This is a genomic window from Kitasatospora sp. NPDC015121, assembly GCF_055562955.1.
On the sequence record NZ_JBVHEH010000001.1, the window covers coordinates 378,798 to 396,790 of the forward strand.

Annotated in this window: 19 protein-coding genes; 14 read left to right on the plus strand and 5 right to left on the minus strand. The window is 75.1% G+C overall.

Annotation, left to right across the window (positions count from 1 at the left end):
- Positions 1-241 precede the first annotated feature (241 nt).
- From ACZ3J7_RS01590 to ACZ3J7_RS01605, 4 genes are all read left to right on the plus strand, one after another.
- Entirely contained in the window at positions 242-772 is a 531-nt protein-coding gene (locus tag ACZ3J7_RS01590; RefSeq protein ID WP_465615696.1) for an EF-hand domain-containing protein, read from the plus strand.
- A 270-nt stretch (positions 773-1,042) separates the two neighbouring features.
- Entirely contained in the window at positions 1,043-2,131 is a 1,089-nt protein-coding gene (locus ACZ3J7_RS01595; protein WP_465615697.1) for an isocitrate/isopropylmalate family dehydrogenase, read from the plus strand.
- Positions 2,128-2,937, plus strand: a complete 810-nt coding sequence (locus ACZ3J7_RS01600; RefSeq protein ID WP_465615699.1) for a cysteine hydrolase family protein — start codon at positions 2,128-2,130, stop codon at positions 2,935-2,937. Before ACZ3J7_RS01595 ends, ACZ3J7_RS01600 begins: the two co-directional genes overlap by 4 nt.
- Entirely contained in the window at positions 2,934-3,824 is an 891-nt protein-coding gene (locus tag ACZ3J7_RS01605) for an SAM-dependent methyltransferase (RefSeq protein ID WP_465615701.1), read from the plus strand. Before ACZ3J7_RS01600 ends, ACZ3J7_RS01605 begins: the two co-directional genes overlap by 4 nt.
- Before the next feature lie 66 nt (positions 3,825-3,890).
- Here ACZ3J7_RS01605 and ACZ3J7_RS01610 read toward each other — a convergent pair whose 3' ends face one another.
- Positions 3,891-4,901, minus strand: a complete 1,011-nt coding sequence (locus tag ACZ3J7_RS01610) for a hypothetical protein (RefSeq protein ID WP_465615703.1) — start codon at positions 4,899-4,901, stop codon at positions 3,891-3,893.
- 85 nt (positions 4,902-4,986) lie between these two features.
- Between ACZ3J7_RS01610 and ACZ3J7_RS01615 the strand changes: the two genes are divergently transcribed.
- The 4 genes from ACZ3J7_RS01615 to ACZ3J7_RS01630 all read left to right on the plus strand — a co-directional run bounded on the left by ACZ3J7_RS01615 (position 4,987) and on the right by ACZ3J7_RS01630 (position 10,842).
- Positions 4,987-5,580: a TetR/AcrR family transcriptional regulator gene (locus tag ACZ3J7_RS01615; protein ID WP_465615704.1), complete on the plus strand. Its 594-nt coding sequence runs from the start codon at positions 4,987-4,989 to the stop codon at positions 5,578-5,580.
- 420 nt (positions 5,581-6,000) lie between these two features.
- Positions 6,001-6,741: a PIG-L deacetylase family protein gene (locus ACZ3J7_RS01620; RefSeq protein ID WP_465615706.1), complete on the plus strand. Its 741-nt coding sequence runs from the start codon at positions 6,001-6,003 to the stop codon at positions 6,739-6,741.
- 195 nt (positions 6,742-6,936) lie between these two features.
- Positions 6,937-7,977, plus strand: coding sequence for a LysR family transcriptional regulator (locus tag ACZ3J7_RS01625; protein WP_465615708.1), 1,041 nt, complete (start codon positions 6,937-6,939; stop codon positions 7,975-7,977).
- 180 nt (positions 7,978-8,157) lie between these two features.
- Positions 8,158-10,842, plus strand: coding sequence for a collagenase (locus ACZ3J7_RS01630; RefSeq protein ID WP_465615710.1), 2,685 nt, complete (start codon positions 8,158-8,160; stop codon positions 10,840-10,842).
- A 113-nt stretch (positions 10,843-10,955) separates the two neighbouring features.
- Here ACZ3J7_RS01630 and ACZ3J7_RS01635 read toward each other — a convergent pair whose 3' ends face one another.
- Positions 10,956-11,330, minus strand: a complete 375-nt coding sequence (locus ACZ3J7_RS01635; RefSeq protein WP_465615712.1) for a DoxX family protein — start codon at positions 11,328-11,330, stop codon at positions 10,956-10,958.
- A 160-nt stretch (positions 11,331-11,490) separates the two neighbouring features.
- Between ACZ3J7_RS01635 and ACZ3J7_RS01640 the strand changes: the two genes are divergently transcribed.
- From ACZ3J7_RS01640 to ACZ3J7_RS01665, 6 genes are all read left to right on the plus strand, one after another.
- Complete coding sequence (locus tag ACZ3J7_RS01640; protein WP_465615714.1) at positions 11,491-11,982, plus strand: MarR family winged helix-turn-helix transcriptional regulator; 492 nt, start codon at positions 11,491-11,493, stop codon at positions 11,980-11,982.
- A gap of 109 nt (positions 11,983-12,091) precedes the next feature.
- Positions 12,092-13,288 (plus strand): hypothetical protein, encoded by a 1,197-nt coding sequence (locus tag ACZ3J7_RS01645; RefSeq protein WP_465615716.1) that lies wholly within the window; start codon positions 12,092-12,094, stop codon positions 13,286-13,288.
- Between the two features lie 173 nt (positions 13,289-13,461).
- On the plus strand, positions 13,462-13,746 hold the full coding sequence (locus tag ACZ3J7_RS01650) for a hypothetical protein (protein ID WP_465615718.1): 285 nt from the start codon (positions 13,462-13,464) through the stop codon (positions 13,744-13,746).
- Complete coding sequence (locus ACZ3J7_RS01655) at positions 13,743-14,243, plus strand: SsgA family sporulation/cell division regulator (RefSeq protein WP_465615720.1); 501 nt, start codon at positions 13,743-13,745, stop codon at positions 14,241-14,243. The genes ACZ3J7_RS01650 and ACZ3J7_RS01655 overlap by 4 nt, the downstream gene beginning before the upstream one ends.
- A 223-nt stretch (positions 14,244-14,466) precedes the next feature.
- A complete protein-coding gene (locus ACZ3J7_RS01660; RefSeq protein ID WP_465615722.1) occupies positions 14,467-15,795 on the plus strand; it encodes a hypothetical protein in 1,329 nt (442 codons plus the stop codon).
- A gap of 138 nt (positions 15,796-15,933) precedes the next feature.
- Entirely contained in the window at positions 15,934-16,149 is a 216-nt protein-coding gene (locus ACZ3J7_RS01665; RefSeq protein ID WP_465615724.1) for a hypothetical protein, read from the plus strand.
- Here ACZ3J7_RS01665 and ACZ3J7_RS01670 read toward each other — a convergent pair.
- From ACZ3J7_RS01670 to ACZ3J7_RS01680, 3 genes are all read right to left on the minus strand, one after another.
- Positions 16,142-16,651 carry a PaaI family thioesterase gene (locus tag ACZ3J7_RS01670; RefSeq protein ID WP_465615726.1) on the minus strand — a complete coding sequence of 170 codons (510 nt, stop codon included), beginning with the start codon at positions 16,649-16,651 and terminating at the stop codon, positions 16,142-16,144. The genes ACZ3J7_RS01665 and ACZ3J7_RS01670 overlap by 8 nt on opposite strands.
- A gap of 476 nt (positions 16,652-17,127) precedes the next feature.
- Complete coding sequence (locus ACZ3J7_RS01675; protein WP_014139063.1) at positions 17,128-17,610, minus strand: acyl-CoA thioesterase; 483 nt, start codon at positions 17,608-17,610, stop codon at positions 17,128-17,130.
- A gap of 3 nt (positions 17,611-17,613) precedes the next feature.
- The gene (locus ACZ3J7_RS01680; protein ID WP_465615729.1) at positions 17,614-17,871 is read right to left on the minus strand and encodes a hypothetical protein; all 258 of its coding nucleotides are present in this window, start codon (positions 17,869-17,871) and stop codon (positions 17,614-17,616) included.
- Positions 17,872-17,993: the final 122 nt, after the last annotated feature.

Here is a 17,993-nt window from a genome sequence, read left to right on the forward strand (position 1 = left end):
GCGCGGAGCGGCGACTTCCGCTCGTCCGACGACCGGACATGACGGATGGTCAGCTTTTCCGGATGCGTTCGAGCCGGTCACGGGGGGTGACAATAATCACTTGCGTAACATTAGTCACTCCCGTGAGTGACAACACGTCAGTTCGCCGGACAACGGGCCACTCTTCACGGCAGAGTAGGAGTTCCCGGCCGAGGCCAGGCCGAGCAGGTCGGGCCCGCCACGACCAAGGGGACGACTACCCATGGGACACGAGGCCTTCCAGCGGGCCGCGCTGGTGTTCACCCTGTTCGACACCAACGGGAACGGGGTGATCGACGAGGCCGATTTCGACCTCATGACAGAACGGCTGCTGCTGGTCGCCGAGGACTCGCCGGCCGCCGACCGGCAGGCCCTCGCGGACAGCCTGAGCAGCTACTGGAAGGTGCTCTCCAAAACCCTGGACACCAACGGGGACGGACTGATCAACCCGCAGGACTTCCGCGGCTTCGTGCTGAACCCCGACCTGTTCGGCGCCACCGCCGCGGTCTTCGCCGACGCGCTCGCCGTCCTCGGCGACCCGGACGGCGACGGGCTGATCGAGCGCCCGCGGTTCCACGACCTGATGGCCGCGATCGGTTTCGAGACGCCCAACATCCACTCGCTGTTCGACGCGTTCGGGCCGGACGCCGAGGACCGGATCACCGTCCGGGTCTGGGCCGACGGCATCCGCGACTACTACTCCCCGGAGAAGTCCGGCATCCCGGGCGACCAGCTGGTCCCCGACTCCTTCTGACCGCCACCACCTGCCCGCCCGCATCCCCACCGCCACCGCGCACCGTCGTCCCCGTCGACGCCGGTTCCCCGGTGCTGCCCTCGTCCGGCCGACGCCGCCTCCCCGTGCCGCGTCGGATCCACCGGCTGACACCGCCGTCCGTCCGGGTACTCGGTCCCTCCGAGCCCCCGGGCCCCGTCCGAGTGCCCGGACGGACGGCGGCCCGTCGTTCCGGACGGCGCCCCCGACCCGCGGCGCCGTACCCAGCCCCACTTGCAAGGAGCCACCGCAGTGACCGCACCACTCATCGCCCTCGCCGTCGGCCGCGGCACCGGCCCGGACCTCGCCCCCGTCTTCGAGCGGGTGCTCGACCGGATCACCGCACTGCACGGCACGCAGGTCCGGCTGGTGCGCTCGCCGAGGCTCTACCACTCGTACGTGTCGCTGCGCGCCGGGGCGGCCGGCACCGCCGAGTTCGCCGCGCTGACCGAGCAGGACGCCGCGCACTACGAGTGGTTCTGCCGCGAACAGGCCGCCGCGGGGGCCCGGGCGGTGTTCCGCACCGCGATCAACGCCCAGTCGCTGTACCTGGTCCGGCAGCGGCTGGCCGCCGTCAAGGTCGAACAGCTCACCGCCGGCCCGGCCCGGCTGCTGCTGGTCCGCGACCAGGCCCAGGGCTTCTACACCGGCGAGAACCGGCACACCGACGGCCGGGTGGTGCGCACCATGGAGTTCAGCCGCGCCGTCACCGAGCGGGTGGTGCGCTACGCGGTGGGCCGGGCCCGGGAGTTGTGGCCCGAGGGCCCGGCCCGGGTACTGCTCGCCTACAAGTACCACCTGCTGGACGGCGTGCTGGACGACTGGGCGGCCGGCCTGTCCGCCGAACTCGGCCTGGACGTCGCCCCGTTCCAGCCCGACACGGTCAACCGCAACCTGATCGCGCACGGCCCCGAGGACCGCACCCTGCTGGTCGCCGGCAACGAGTGGGCGGACATCATGCACGTCGTCCTGCTCGACCGGTACGGCTCGGAGCGGCAGGAGAACCGCTGCGCCGAGAACGTCCACCTGCACCCGGCGCTGCGCGGCCTCACCGAGTACCAGACCGTGCACGGTTCGGCGGACGACCTGGCCGGGCGCGACCTGGTCAACCCGGTCGCCACCGTCCGGGCCGCCGCCCGGATCGCCGAACGGCACGCCGGCTGCCCCGGCGCGGAGGCCGCCGCCGAGGCCGCGATCGCCGCCGCCCAGGCCCGCGGCGCCCGCACCCCCGACCTCGGCGGGACCGCCGGCACCACCGAGGTGGTGGACGCGGTCCTTGCCTCCCTTGCAGGAACGTTCGTGCCGGGCCAGGCCACGGCGGTCCCGGCGGCGTCCCGGTGAGCGCGGCCCAGGACCGCGGACCGGCGCACCGGCCGGCCGGGACGCACCAGCACCCGACCGAGACCCACCTCCCGGCGGACGAGGCCCAGCTCCCGGCCGATGGGACGCACCTCGCGACCGACGAGGCCCACCTGCCGGCCGACGGGACGCACCCGTACCCGGCCGAGGCGCCCGCCACCGGTCCGGCGGGGCGCAGCGCGCTGGTGGTGGTCGACCTGCAGAACGACTTCTGCGCGGGCGAGGTGGCCCGCGCCCGGTTCCCCGGCGACCCGGCGCTGCTGGCCCGGGCCGCCGCCAACAGCGTCCGCGCGGTCGAGCGGGCCCGGGCGGCGGGCACCGAGGTGCTGTTCGTCCGGTTCCTCGGCGACCCGGCCCACCAGGGTGCGGCCTGGCGGCGGCGGGACGCCCTGCTCGGCAAGCGCCCCAAGTGCCTGGAGGGCAGCTGGGGCGCCGAGTTCCACGGCGTGCGGCCCCGGCCGCACGAGGCGGTGTTCACCAAGCGCTCCTGCTTCGACGCCTTCCAGGACGCCGGCTTCGAACCGCACCTGCGGCGGCGCGGCATCGAACACCTGCTGCTGGCCGGGGTGTTCACCGACGTCTGCGTGGACTCCACCGCCCGCACCGCCTTCCAACGCGGCTTCCACCTGACCGTGCTGCGCGACTGCACCACCGCGCTGCACCTGGCCGACGCCGACATCCTGCGCTTCATGGCCCGGGTGTACGGCGCCCGGATCGCCGAACTCGACCAGGTGCGGTTCACCGAGGTCTCGTCGGACTCCGTCGACGCGCCGGCGGGTCGGCGGTGAGCCCGCTGGACGGCGCGCTCCTGGACGACGCGGGCGTGCGCGCGGGCGTCGGCCGGACCGCGCTGCTGGTCGCCAACGCCCGTGCGCTGGAAGCCCGTCGGGACGACGCGCTGGCCGTCGACCCGTTCGCCGCGCACTTCGTCCGCGCCTCGCCGGGCTGCGCCGACTGGCCCGCCGACCCGGCCGAGGTGGCCCCGGACGACCCGGTGTGGGGGCGGCTGGCGGCCTACTTCGCCCTGCGCACCAGGGTGTTGGACGACCACCTGCTCGGCGCGGCGGCCGCCGGCGCCCGGCAGGTGGTGCTGCTCGGTGCCGGCCTGGACAGCCGGGCGCACCGGCTGCCCTGGCCGCCCGGCACCACCGTGTGGGAGCTGGACCGTCCCGAAGTGCTGCGCTTCAAGCAGCAGGTGCTGGACGCCCTGGGCGCGGCCCCGCGGGCCCGCCGCCGCACCGTCCCGGTGGACCTGCGGGAGGACTGGGCGGGCGCGCTGACCGCCGCCGGCCTCGACCCGTCCCGCCCGGTGGCCTGGCTCGCCGAAGGCCTCTTCCTCTACCTGCCCGCCGCCGCCGAACTGGCCGTCACCGCCGCCCTGGACGCGCTCAGCGCCCCCGGCAGCACCCTCGCCTACGAGATCAAGACCGGCCTGGAGTCCGCCGACGTCCGCGCCGCCGCCGTCTACGCCCAGGCCCGCGAACGCCTGGACGTCGACCTGCTCGCCCTGTTCGACCCCGGCCCCCGCCCCGACACCGCCGCCGTGCTGCGCACCCTCGGCTGGGCCACCACCACCCGGACCCCCTTCGACCACGCCCCCGCCGCCCGCCTGCGGCCCGAACCCGCCGACCCGCTCGCCGCCAACCGCTGGATCACCTGCACCAGACACCCCTGACCCCGTACCCGCCCCCGCCCCCGCGTCCGCGCCCGACGCGGGGGCACCCGTCCCCTCCCCCGCCGTTCACTTCACCGTCAACCCCCTGAGCTGCGGGCCCAGTTCGGCGATCAGGGCGCGGTAGGTCCCGAACGCCGGCTTGGGTGTGTGGTCGTCGCGCAGCAGGCCGAAGTGCTGGAACAGGCTCTCGCCGGAGCTGTCCGCGTCGCGCAGGGCGAAGAGCGTGTAGCCGTCGATGCCGAGGGTGGCGGCGTGCGCGGCGACGGTGCGGACGACCGTCTCCAGGGCGCGGGCCTGCGCGTCCTCGGGGCGGCCGGGGCCGGTCGGCCAGCCGTTCTCGCAGATCCGGATCGGCACGTCCGCGGGGATGCCGGCCTTCGGCAGGTCGGTGTGCCGGAAGGTGTGCAGCACCCAGGCGGTGGCTCCGGCGAGGCGGTCGGCGGGGACGGGGCGGAAGACGTCGGGGAAGAAGTCCAGGCCGACGTAGTCGAGGGCGTCCAGGAAGCGGCGGTCGGCGCGGCGGCCGAGCGCGGGCCAGAAGGCCCCGTCCGGGTCGAGGGTGGGGACGGCGTTGAAGCCGACGGCGGCGTCCAGGCCGAGGGTGCGGACCTCGTCCTTGGCGGCGGTGACTCCGGCCACCAGCGCGGCCAGGACGTTCGGGATGCTGCCGTCCAGGACGGGCAGGTCGGCGTTGGGCTCCTCGCAGATCTGCACCGTGCCGAGCCGGGCGCCGAGTTCGCGCACCTGGGCCCGGACGTACGCCTCCCAGCCGGTCAGGGCGCCGGTGGGTTCGCGGAACTGCAGCACCAGGTCGACCCGCCGTCCGGGGCCGTCGAGGTACGCCTCCCAGCCGTCGGGGGTCTGCGGCGGCGCGGGGACGGTGGCGGCGAAGGAGCGGTAGACCCGGATCCGGAAGCCGGGTTCGGCGCCCTGCAGCAGGTCGATCGCCTCGGCCAGCCGCCGCGGGTCGTCGGGCCGGACGGGGTGGACGATGCCGTGCTCGTCGCCGAGCAGCCCACCCGGGTAGATGCCGAACTCGAACCCCCGCCGCCGCGCCGTGCCCGTCTCCGTAGCCATTCCGGCCCCCGTCCTGGTCGTCCCGAAAGAATTTTGGTGTCACGCCAATTTTAGAGTGACCCTACCATTCCGTACGATGGGCACCATGGCCCCCGGACTCCGCGAGACGAAGAAGCAGCAGACCCGCACCGCGATCGCCGACGCCGCGCTGGCGCTGTTCCTGGCGCACGGCTTCGACCGGGTGACCGTCGCCGAGGTCGCCCGGCACGCGAGAGTGTCCACTAACACGGTGTTCAACTACTTCCCGACCAAGGAGGACCTGTTCTTCGACCGGCAGGCCGAGGTCGAGGGGTACCTCGCCGCCCTGGTCGACCCGCTCCCGCCGGGCTCGTGCTGCCCGGCGGCGGCCGTCCGGGACGACCTGTGCGCCGCCCTCGCCCGGCTCGACCCGGCGTACGGCCTCGCCCCGGACTCCGCCGCGTTCTTCCGCACCATCGAGGCCAGCCCGGCCCTGCGCGCCCGCGAACGCGAGATCGGCGAACGCGCCGAAGCCGCCCTCGCCGCCGCCCTCCCCCCTTCCCCCACCGCCCCCCTGCTGGCCGGCGCCCTGGCCGGCCTGCACCGCGCCACCCTGCGCGAACTCCGCCGCCACGTCCTGACCGGCACCCCGCCCACCACCGTCGCCACCCTCCTCACCACGGCCGCCACTACCGCCTTCGCCCCCCTCTGCCCCCACTGAGCCCCCGCACCCCCGCCCACCCGGCAACGTTCTCGGCGCGGCCGCGACCCACCCACGAAGCGCACCCCCTCCCCGCTCCCGCCTCCACCGCGAAGCGGAACCCCACCCCCGCCCGCCCCGCTGCGCACCACCCACACCCCCAGCAGTGCCGTCAGCGTGGCCGCAATCCCCCACCCCCGCCTTCACCGCGCAGCGCAACCCAACCCCCGCCCGCCCCGCCGCGCACCACCCACACCCCCCGGCGGCGCCCTTAGCGTGGCCGCAATCCCCCACCCCCGCCTTCACCGCGAAGCGGAACCACCTCGCCTTCACCCCGCAGCGCAACCCCACCCCCGCCCGCCCCGCCGCGCACCACCCACACCCCCCGGCGGCGCCGTTAGCGTGACCGCAGGCGGGTCCGGGAGAGAGGTGGGTGACGGGATGGGGCTGCCCGATCTGCTGGGGGTGTTCGCGCATCCGGACGACGAGGCGCTGGGGGCGGGCGGGCTGCTGGCGCGGCACGCGGAGGCGGGGGCGCGGACCGGGGTGGTGACGGCGACCTGGGCGGCGGGGACGCACCGGGTGCCGGAGTTGGCGGCGGCGTTGGAGGTGCTGGGGGCCGGGGAGCCGCGGCTGCTGGGGTACGCGGACGCGAAGGTGCCGGAGTCGGCGCCGGGTGCGCCGCGGCTGCTGGACGTGCCGGCGGAGGTGGCGGTGCGGAGGCTGGTCGCCGAGTTGCGGGCGTTCCGGCCGGACTGGGTGGTGACGCACGACGGGCTGGGCGGGCTGAGCGGGCATCCGGACCACCGGCGGACGCACCGGCTGGCGGTGCTCGCGGTGGAGGCGGCCACGCGGCCGGAGCGGTACCCGGAGCTGGGCGCGCCGGTGCGGGTGCGGCGGCTGCTGCTGGCGACGCACCCGGCGGGGGCGGCCCGCGAGTTGGCGGGGCTGCTGCTGCGGCCGGGGCGGGTGCCGTGCGCGGTGCCGGACGGGACGGCCTGGGCGCTGGACGTCGGGCCGTGGCTGGAGCGCAAGTCGGCGGCGGTGTTCGCGCACCGCTCGGAGGTGGCGCGCGGTGCGCTGCCGGGACGGATCGCCGCGGCGGACGGGGCGGACCGGGTCCGGATGGCGGGGACGGAGTGGTTCCAGGACCACCCGCTGCGGGACGTCCCGCGCCCTTGATCCACTCCCGACCTGGGCGGTTTCCGCCGCCGTCGCTCATCGGGCGCTCGGCGGGTTCCCGGGACGGGGGACTTGACGTGGCCCGGCGAGGCAGCGAAGGTGATCGACACCATCTGACATGTTGCGTGTGACATTACACAGGTTGCCCGAAGCCACCGCCGAGGCGGGGCCGCCCGCACGCGAGGAGGGCCGGCCATGGATCTGGAACTACGGCACTTGAGAGTGCTCTGCGCGATCGCCGACAGCGGCAGCGTGGGACGCGCGGCGGCGGCGATCGGTGCGTCGCAACCCGCCACCAGCACCCAGCTTCGGCGGATCGAGCGCTACCTGGGCGCGGTGGTCTTCGACCGGACGGCCGCCGGCGTGGTCCCCACCACCTTCGGGGCCGAGGTGCTGGCCGCCGCCCGCGAGGTGCTCTCCCGAGTCGACCGACTGGGCCAGGCCGCCGCGCCGGACGGCGAGCGCCCGCACCGCGAACTGCTGCTGGCCGCGGACTGCCCGGCCCTGCTGCCCGGCACCCTCGCCCGGGCCAGGCAGCTGCGCCCGGAGCTGCGCTTCGCCCTGACCCCGGGCCGCCCCGGCGCGGTACCGAAAGGCCCGACACCGGACGGCCCGACACCGAGCAGCCCGGCGACGGACGCCCCGACGCCGGACGACACGACACCGGACGCCCCGACCCCGGACGACGCGCACCCCTTCGACCTGGCCCTGCTGCTGGACCACCCGGGCTCGGGGCTGCGCGCGACGCCGGCCCTGGCGGCCCGGGCGGTCGCCACCGAGCCGGTGTTCGTCGCACTGCCCACGGCGCACCCGCTGCGCCACCACGCGGAGCCGGCGCCGAGCGACCTGGCGGGTGAGACCTGGCTGCTGCCGGCCGCCGACGGGGCGTCCTGGCCCGCGCTGTTCCGGGCGGTCTGCGAGGCGGCGGCGTTCTCCCCCGCCGGGGTGCGCGAACTGCCGTACGGGCGGCGCGAGGTGCTGGACCTGGTGGCCTCGGGGCTGGGGGCGGCGCTGGTTCCGGCCAGCACCGCGCCGGTGCCGGGGGTGGCGGTCAAGCCGCTGCTGGGGACGCCGCTGTGGCTGCGGTACGTGCTGCTGTGGCGGCGCGCGACGATCGGCCCCGGCCTGGCGCACACCCTGTTGGAGGCGACCGCCGCGGCGTACCGCGAGCTCGCCGCCGAGGCCCCCCACCTGCACAGCTGGGCCAGCCGGACGTTCCGTCCGCCGCGGGTCTGAGCCGCCCTCGCCGGAGCGGGCGGCCGAATCGGGCCAAGCTCTTTCCATCCGTGTTATGCCGTGTTCACGCAATGTCATATGACCTGTGACATTGTTCTGGCCCCCGCAACGGTGCCAGGATGCTCCACGCGTCACCCTCCCCCTCTGATGCTCAGTGAGCTCCCGCCCCCAGGAGAAGCAGTGCGTCTGCGCATACCCCTCCCCACCCTGGCAGCCGGCCTGCTGGCCGGCTGTACCGTCGCGGCCACCCTGCTGCCGGTCACCGCCGCCGCAGCCGCCCCCACGGCCGCCACGACGACGGCCACGACCACCGCCACCACCGCCGGCGGCCAGAACGCCCCGGCGTCCGCGACGGACCCCCGGGCCCCCGGCGGCGCCGTCCCCAAGCCGCTCGGCCCGATCGTGGACGCCGCCCCCGACACCCTGACGCCGGTCGCCGCCCCGCTGCCGCCGGCCCTGCTGGTGCAGGCCCAGATGGGCCAGCCGAAGGGCACCACCGTCCAGACCGCCCCGCGTCCGGCCGCGCAGGGGGCGGCCAAGGGCCTGCTCGCCAAGTCCGGCGGCACCTCGGGCGGCAGCCCGCTGGCCGGCGCCCCCGGCGCCGGGACGGGCCCGGCGGGCGCGCAGGCCGCGGCCGCGCAGACCTGCACCTACGCCGACTTCGGCGGCCGCTCCGGCGCGGACCTGGTGAACTTCGTCAAGGCCTCGACGAACACCTGCGTCAACACGCTGTACAACGTGACCGGCACCGACGCGGGCGCGATCTTCAAGCAGGCCAACATGGTCACCGTCGCGAACGCCTTCACCGACCTGGCGGCGGGCTACGACGGCACCAACGGCTCCGGCATCCTGCAGCTGGTCCAGTTCCTCCGGGCCGGCTACTACGTGCAGTCCTACTACCCGTCCCAGGTGGGCGGCTACGGTGCGGCGCTGACCTCCGCCACCAGGGCCGGCCTGGACGCCTTCTTCGCGGGCACCCGCTGGAAGGACGTCACCGACGCCAACGGCGTGGTGCTGTACGACGTGCTGGTGCTCACCGACAGCGCCAACGTCCAGGCCACGTACCTGGACGTCTACAAGCAGGTGCTGAACGGCTACGACAACGGCTACAACGCGACGCCGAAGATGGTCAACGCGGTGAACTCGGTGCTGTTCGCCCCGCTGTGGCGCGGCAACTGGAACACCGACTTCGTCAACGCGATCAGCGCCGACACCAGCCTGGTCAGCACGCTCGGCACCTTCGCGCTGAACCACCGCGACCTGATGGGCACCGCCAACGCCTTCCTGGACGTCAACGCGGGCAACGACATCGCCCGGATGGCCGGCACCTCGACCAACGCGGAGAACGCCGCCAAGCCGCTGATCAAGCAGCTGCTGGACACCACCCGGATCCTCGGCGCCACCGGCCCGCTGTACGTGCACGTGGCGTACAACGCCAACTCCTACGACAGGGGCCAGTGCTCGTACTACGGCACCTGCGACCTGCCGAAGAAGCTGGCCGACGCCGTCCTGCCGAACGTCCTGGTCTGCGACAACAAGACGCTGCGCGCCCAGGCCCTGACCGTCGCCCAGCTGCAGCCGGTCTGCGACAGCCTGCGCGGCGAGGACGCCTTCTTCCACGACCTGGTCAAGGACGACGGCCCGGTGCCGAACCAGTACGGCAAGACGGTCGTCATGCCGGTGTTCGCCAGCGCCGCCGACTACCAGACCTACTCCTGGGCGATCTACGGCAACTCGACGGACAACGGCGGCCAGACCGTCATGGACGTCACCGACCCGAACAACCAGCCGGTCTGCGTGATGTACCAGAAGTCGTGGAACGACGACTTCCCGGGCAACGTGTGGAACCTCAACCACGAGTACACCCACTACCTCGACAACATCTACGACCTGGCCGGCAACTTCGCCACCGAGACGTCCGTCCCGGACGTCTGGTGGATCGAGGGCCTCGCCGAGTACCAGTCGTACGCCTACCGGGGCGTCACCGACACCCAGGCGATGGCCGAGGCCGCCAAGCACACCTACAAGCTGTCGACGATCTTCCAGAACACGTACGGCAACTCGGACTCCACCCGCACCTACCCGTGGGGCTACCTGGCCGTCCGCTACATGGTCGAGAAGCACCCGGCGGACGTGTACGCCATGCTCGGCCGCTTCCGCGCCGGTGACTACCAGGGCGGCTACGCGGTCTACAACGGCCTCGGCACCTCGTACGACGCGGACTTCGACGCCTGGCTGGGGCGGTGCGCGAGCGGCGCCTGCTTCGCGACCGGCCCGACCGCGCTGTTCAGCCAGTCCGTGAACGGTGCCACCGTCACCCTGACCGACCGCTCCGTGGTCACCAACTCCCCGGCGCAGATCACCGGTTGGCACTGGACCTTCGGCGACGGCGGCTCCTCCGACGAGCGCAACCCCTCGCACACCTACGCCAAGGCCGGCACCTACACCGTCGCGCTGACCGTCACCGACGCCAACGGGCGCACCACCGCCACCCCGGCCTCGGTGACCACCACCGTCGACGCCGGCACCGTCCTGCCGACCTGTGCCGACCAGCGCGCCGACGCGATGGGCCGGGACTGCCAGCGCGCCGGCCGCACCCGCACCGCGGGCGGCATCGACTACATGTACGTCTACCTGCCGGCCGGCACCAGCACCCTGAAGGTCACCGCCGGCGGCGGCACCGGCACCGCGTACCTGTACTACAACGACGCCACCTGGGCCTCCCCGAGCGCCTTCACCGCGTCCTCCACCAACCAGGGCACCACCCAGACCGTCACCGTCGACAACCCCACCGCCGGCTACCGCTACCTGAGCCTGTACGCGGTCACCGACTTCGCCGACGTGACCGTCAGCACCCGGTTCTGACCCGTCGACCCCCACCCCGGGCAGCCGCGGCCACCAGCCGCGGCTGCCCTCGGCATTCCCCGGCCCGGCCGGTGGGCGGGCTCCGGACCGCCGGGGGGGGCGTGCCGGGCGGGTCAGAAGGCGTACGGCCCGAAGCGGCCCCAGGCGACCAGGACGGCCAGGGCCAGCAGGACGAGGTTGACCGGGAGGGACTTGGCCTCGCCCCGGCGGAGGTGGACGACGGCCGCGCCGACCATGGTGACGGCCAGGCCGGTGGCGGCCAGCGGGACGAGGACGGTGGCGATGCCGGTGACGGCGGGGAGGACCAGGCCGAGGGCGCCGAGTACCTGGGTGGCGCCGAGCGCCTTGACCGCGCCGGGCGCGACGTCCTCGGCCCAGCCCATGCCGGAGGCGACCAGCTTCTCCCGGGGCTGGGCGATCTTCATCAGGCCGGCGGCCGCGAAGGCGAGGGCCAGGACGGCGGCGGCGATCCACAGGGTGATGTTCATCAGGTGCTTCTCTGCTCGATGACTTGAATGTTCAACGAGAAGGTAGGCGGGCGCGAGTTGAAAGGTCAAGTCATCCGACGGGCCTGCCACTCGTTGGCAAGGTTGAACATTCAACTCAAACCGGGCCTTTCCCCCCGGACGCGCCCGTACCATGGCAGCCATGAGCACCGATGAACCCCGCTGGCTGGACGCCGAGGAGGAGGAGACCTGGCTGGCCATGGTCACCCTGCTGATGCGCTTCCCGGCCGCCCTCGACACCCAGCTGCAGCGCGACGCGGGCCTCTCGCACTTCGAGTACCAGGTCCTCTCCGGGCTCTCCATGACCCCCGGGCGCACCCTGCGCATGAGCGTCCTGGCCGAGTTCGCCGCCTGCTCGCTCTCCCGGCTCTCGCACACCGCCAAGCGCCTGGAGGGCAGGGGCTGGCTGCGCCGGACCCCCGACCCCGAGGACGGCCGCTACACCCTCGCGGTGCTCACCGAGGAGGGCTGGGAGAAGGTGGTGGCCACCGCCCCCGGGCACGTCGCCGAGGTCCGCCGGCTGCTCTTCGACCCGCTGACCAAGGGCCAGTACGGGCAGCTGAAGTCGATCAGCCGCCGGGTCAACGAGGCGATCGGCCCCCTGCGCGGCTGCCCCTCGCACCCCGCCCCCTGAGCGCCCGCCGCCCACCGCCGGCCGTCCGCCGCCGACCGCCGACCGCCCACCGCCGGCCCGACCGGGGGCACCGCTCGGGGGCCGGCGGGGGTGGGAGATCATTCTCGGCATGACCCCCGTTCTGGTGTTCGTCCTCGCCGCGCTGATCATGCTGCTGACGCGGCGGCGGGGCGACGGCGGCCGGGGCGGGTTCGCGGCCGAACTCGCGGCGGGGCTCGCCGCGGTGGAGGCGGCGGGCTTCGACCCGGCGGCGCACGGGCTGGTGCCCTCGGCCGAGCTGGACCCCGGGCGGGCCGGGCCGCCGATGCGGCTGCTGCGGCGCAAGGAGCTGGAGGCGCTGGCCGACTCCTGCCTGGCGGGCGGCTGGCGGGCCGCCGAGGCGTACGTCGCGGGGGCGGGGACGGACTGGGACGAGCGCTGGTCGCGGCTGGACTTCCTGACCCGGGTGGCCGCCGAGCGCGACGCGTGGCTGACCGACTGGGAGGCGGCGGGCACCGCACCGGCCGCGGCCGCCACCGTCCGGGCCCGGCTGCTGGTCCAGCGGGCCTGGGAGGCGCGCGGCAGCGGCTTCCCCGCGCAGGTGGGGCCCGAGCGGATGGCCGCGTTCCGCAGCCGGCTGCCCGCCGCGTACGAGCTGGCCCGGACGGCCGCCGAGGCGGACGGGCGCGACCCCGGCCCCTGGGTGGTGATGATCACGGCGGCCCGCGGGATGCGGCTGCCCCGGCGGAGGTTCCGGGAGCTGTGGGCCGAGCTGGTCGCCCGGGCGCCGCACCACGTCGGCGGGCACTGGCAGGCGATGCAGTACTGGTGCGCCAAGTGGCACGGCAGCGACACCCGGATGCTGCGCTTCGCGGTGCGCGCGGTGCGCGAGGCCCCGGCCGGCTCGCCGCTGCCCGGGCTGTACCTGCAGGCGCTCACCGAACTGGAACTGCGGCACGGGCCCGGCGGGCTGCCGGAGCGCCGCCGCCACCGGGAGCTGCTGCCCCGGATCGCGGCTGCGCTGGACGGGGTGCCGGCCGGGAACGACCAGGTGCCGCTGCTGCGGCACCTGCTGGCGCACTACGCGCTGCTGTCGCGGCAACCCGCCCTGGCGCTGGAGCAGTTCCGGCTGATCGGCCCGTGGTGCGGGGCGCTCCCCTGGTCGGCCGCGCCGAACCCGGTGCGGGCCTTCGACCGGGCCCGGGCGCTGGCCGCGACCCTGGCCGCCGGGAGCGGGTCGGGCGGGAGCGGGTCGGGCGGGGACGGGCGCGGGACGGGCGCGGCCGGTGAGCGGGCCGGGACCGACCGGGCCGTGGACGGCGACTGACGGGCCGGGCGGCGCGGCCGTGGCGGGATCGCGCCCGTCCGGTGCGGCGGACGGACGAGTGCCGTGACCGCCCCCGGGTTCGGTCGTTATCCCCGGACGTGAGTGCCGACCCCTGGGCCCTGACGGGCGTCCGCGACGAAACGATTCAGCAAGCCCCCATCTACGCACGGCTGGTGACCCTGTGGCACCAGTCCGGCCGCACGGTGCCCGGCCGCCGGGACCACGAGTGGTCGCGGCTGGTCACGCCGCCCCGGTTCGCCGCCCACCCGTCCCCCGAGCGGGAACGGTTCTCCCCGCCGACCGGCTGCCCGCCCCCCGACCCCGGCCCCGCCGCACCCGCCGCCGGCCCCGCCGACCCTGGCGCCGCACCGGTCACCCCCGCATCGGTCACCCCCGCACCGACCGTGCCCGCACCGGACGCCGTCCCGTCCGTCGTCCGCCCGAGGGAGGCTTCGTGAACCACCGGAACACGCCCCGCGCGTGGCTGCGGCGCAACGGCGAGCCGGACTGCGTGCTGCTGCTGGACGTGACGGTGGCGCCGTGCCCGGGGCTGCGGGTCTCGGTGCCGGCCCGGCTGCGCTACCACCGGGCCGACCCGTACGCGGTGCACCTGGACTGCCACGTCGACCTGGAGGAGCCGATCACCTGGCTGTTCGCCCGCGAGCTGCTGGTGGACGGGCTGGACGGGTGGGCGGGGATCGGCGACGTGACGATCCGCCGGTCGACCTCGGCGGAGGACCTGCTGGCCATCGCGCTGAGCACGCCCGGTCAGACCGCGGTGCTGCACACCCCGGCCGCGCCGGTCCGGGACTTCCTGACGCTGACCCACCGGCTGGTGCCGGCCGGCGCCGAGCACGAGTTCCTGGACGCGGAGGGGCTGGTGCGCCGGATCCTGGCGGCGGCCGGGGACGCCGAGGACGCCGGGAACTTCGACCCGGGGCCGACCTTGGACTGATTCATTCGATCATATTCCTGTCGGACCATCATTTTTCAACGGGCATTTCCCACCGTTCGCTCCGGAATCACTCCTTCGCCGCCGCCGGAAACGGCCGGCGCAGTATCGATTTCCGCCGTCGAACGTTGAACATTCGCCGTCCGCCGGAAACTCGGCATTCGCCGTCGGCACCGCCCGTTATTCTGGGGCCAACCCCTTAGGTGGTCCGCACAAGGAGTTGTGAATGACACGCACCCGTGGGCCGAACACCGCCCTGCGCGGCTGCATGGCGGAGGCCGGGTGGAACGGCCCCGCGCTGGCGGCCGCCCTGCAGAAGGTGGCCCGGGAGAGCGGGTTCAGCGTCGGCTACGACCGGACGACGGTGGCGCACTGGCTCTCCGGCACGCAGCCGCGGCCGCCCGGTCCGCAGCTGCTGCAGGAGGCGTTCGCCCGCCGCCTGGGCCGCCCGGTCTCGCGCGGCGAACTCGGCCTGCACCCGGCGGACCAGGCACTCGCGGAGCCGGCGGAACAGGAGTCCACCGACGCCCTGACCGGGCTGCGCCGACTGCATTCCTGGCCCCATTCCAACGAGCCGCAGGACGAAACGTTTCAGCCTCCGCTGTTCCAGATCCGGATGCTGCCCGCACCGCGCCCGCCGCTGAAACCAGGCCCGGGCTCCGGCGCGGATTCCGCGCTCCGGCCGCCGGCCGCCCGCCGCTCCGGCCCGGAGCGGGTCGGGGCGCGGCACGCGGAGGCGGTGCGGGAGATGACGGCCTTCGGCGCCCGGCACTACGACGGCTACGGCGGGGCGATCGCCCGGAGCCTGCTCCTCGGCTACCTGCGCGACCACGTGCTGCCCTGGGCGAAGTCCCCCGCCAACGACCTGCGGCACCGCGAACTGCTGGTCGCCGCCGCGCAGTTGGTCCGCCTGGTCGGGCGGACGTACACCGACGACAACCGGCACGGCGAGGCCCAGCGGCACTACCGGCTGGCGTACCAGCTGGCGGCCGAGGCGCAGGACGGCCCGGCCCAGGCGATGGCGCTGCGCGACCAGAGCACCCAGGCCGGGGCGCTCGGGCACCACGCGTACGCGGCGCGGCTGGCGGACAGCGCGGCCGAGCACCTGCCGCCGGACGCGGCGCCCGGCGTGCGGGCGTTCGTGCTGGCCCAGCAGGCGGTGGCGGCGGCCCGGCTGCGCCAGGCCGGGGAGGCGCTGAAGCACCTGGAGGCGGCCCAGCACTGGGCGGGCCGGTCGGCGGCGGAGGGCGGCCCGCATCGGTACCCGGAGCCCGCGCTGCTCTACCAGGCCGCGCAGGTGCACCGCTCGCTGCGGGCCACCGAGTTGTCGCTCTCCTACCTGCGGGCCTCGCTGCGGGCCCGGCCGCCCGGCGAGCACCGGACGATCGGCGTCTCGCTGCTCCAGCTCGCCCACCTGGAGCTGGACTCGGGCAACATCCACCAGGCCCGGCGGGCGTACGCCAGCTTCCGCGAGCGGCAGGACGCGCTGCGTTCCCCGGCGACGACGCTGCAACTGACGCGCCTGGAGGGCCGGTTCGCCCGACTGGGTGGGTAGCCGTCCGGGGGACCCGGCCTCCCGATCGGGGGAACGGGCCCGCCCGTCGGCGGCCGTGCGGGGGTCCGGCCCGGCGGCGGGGTGAGCCGTGCGGGTCGGGTGCTTGGCGGGCTCGGACGGCTGGTGATCAATGAGGATATGAACGATCCCTCGTACTACTCGCTGGTGTCGCCCGTCCCGCCGCGGGTGCCGCGGCCGCCGGCCGACCCGGAAGCGTCGCAGGCACCGCGCGGACCAGGACTCCCGCAAGCGCCGGAACCCGCCGGGCCGGGCCGGGACTTCACCGGCACCGCGCGCCGCGACGCGGCCGGGGGCGGGCCGTTCGGCGAGCGCCGCCGCGGCCGGCTCAGCTGACGAGGGCGGGCGGCGCCGGCGGCGACACGGGTGCGTCCGCGTCCCGGGCGGCGTCCGGGTCGGTGGCGCGGATCAGCATCACCGCGGTGGCGGTGGCGAGCACTTCGCCGTCGCCGCCGGTGACGTCGGCCCGGGTGAGGACGCGGCTTCCCTGCCGGTGGGTGACGGTGCCGAGGCAGCCGACCGCGCCGCCGGGCGCGGGGACCGGCCGCAGGTACTGGAGGCTCAGGCCGGCGGTCACCACGGTGTGCCGGGCCGGGGCCAGTGAGACCGCGGCGAGGCCGCACGCGGTGTCGCAGAGCGCGGCGAGGAAACCGCCGTGGGTGTTCTGGGGCCAGCCCTGGTGGACGCTCAGCGGCCTGACGGCGAGCAGGACTTCGCCGGGGCCGACGGCCGTCACCCGGATCCCCAGCTCGTCGCTGAACGGGAACAGCGCCCGCTCCGCGCCCCGGGCCGCCCGCAGCGCGTCGAGCCCGTTCGCCCGCAGCATCCGCTCGTGCACCGTCCCGAGCTCGGGCCCGGGCCGGGCGGCCGGTGCGGTGGCGGCGGTCCGGACCGGGCCGGACGCGGGTGCCGGGCCGGACGCGGGTGCCGGGCCGGACGCGGGTGCCGGGCCGGACGCGGGTGTCGGGCCAGACGGGGACGGGCCGGACGGGCAGGGGTTGGGCATGGGGTTCTTTCCGCTCCGCGGGCGCGCGACGCCGCCCGGACGTACGAGGGCACGGGCGGCCGCGGCCGGTGGGCGCGGTGCCGCCGCGCCGCCGGGGTCGGGGCCTCCCGGCAGCAGTATGGGGGTGGCGCGGCCCGGCGGGCGGGAGTGCGCGGGGCCGCTCCGGTTGAAGTCGTCGCGGTGTTGAAAACCCCTGCCGGGCACGGGAACGGGCACGGGCACGGGAACGGGAACGGGAGCGGGGCCGGCCCCGGGGCCGGGTGGGGAGCCCGGGGCCGGGGCCGGTGGAGGGGGTGTGCGCGTCGCGGTCAGGACGCGCGTTCGCCGAGGACGGGCACCCGGATGCGGCCGGTGGAGCGCACGGGGACGCGGCCGACGGGGGCGACGGGGCCGGTGGGGCGGACCCGGTAGCGGTTGAGGTGGTGGCGTTCGACCTCGCGCAGCGGGCGGCTGCGGCGGGTCGCGGCGTCGGTCGGCACGGTGACCGTCCGGGCCTGGAACACCATCTGCCCGCGCCGGCGGGCCTCGCAGGTGGTGCTGATCGAGGACCGGCCGAGGCGTTCCACCCAGATCTGCACGGGCAGCGGGGTGGGGCAGTGGTAGAGCGGGGAGCGGTAGTCGATCTCGTGGCGGGCGATCATGAACCCGTCCTCGAAGAGGTCCTGTCCCTCGGTGTCGTCGTAGAGCAGGCAGTAGACGGCCTCCTGGACGTACTGGAGGACCTTCAGGTTGTTGACGTGGCCGAAGGCGTCCATGTCGCCCCAGCGGGTGCGGCACAAGTAGGTGTACAACGGTCAGCCGTCCGTTCGGTGTTCGGGCCGGAAGCCGAGGCTGCGGCGCAGGTAGCCGTAGGCGTACGGGGAGCGGCGCAGGGCGGTGTCGTGGCCCTGTTCGTAGACCTCGGCGGCGGTGTCCAGGACGGCGCGGCCGAGGATCCGCTCGGTCCGGCGGCAGAGCTTCTCGAGTTCGGCCAGCCGCTGGGCGGCGGGCAGTCCGGCGAGGGCGGCGCACTCCCTCTCCACGTGGTCGACCCCGTCACGGTGTTCAGACATCGATTCCTCGTTTCCGGTCGGTCTTGCTTCGCAGGTCGAGTTCAGCGTTCACAGCTCACGACTCACAGCGGGGGTGGGATCCGGTGCATTCGTTGTGGGGGAAGAGCGGCGGCTTCGTTGAC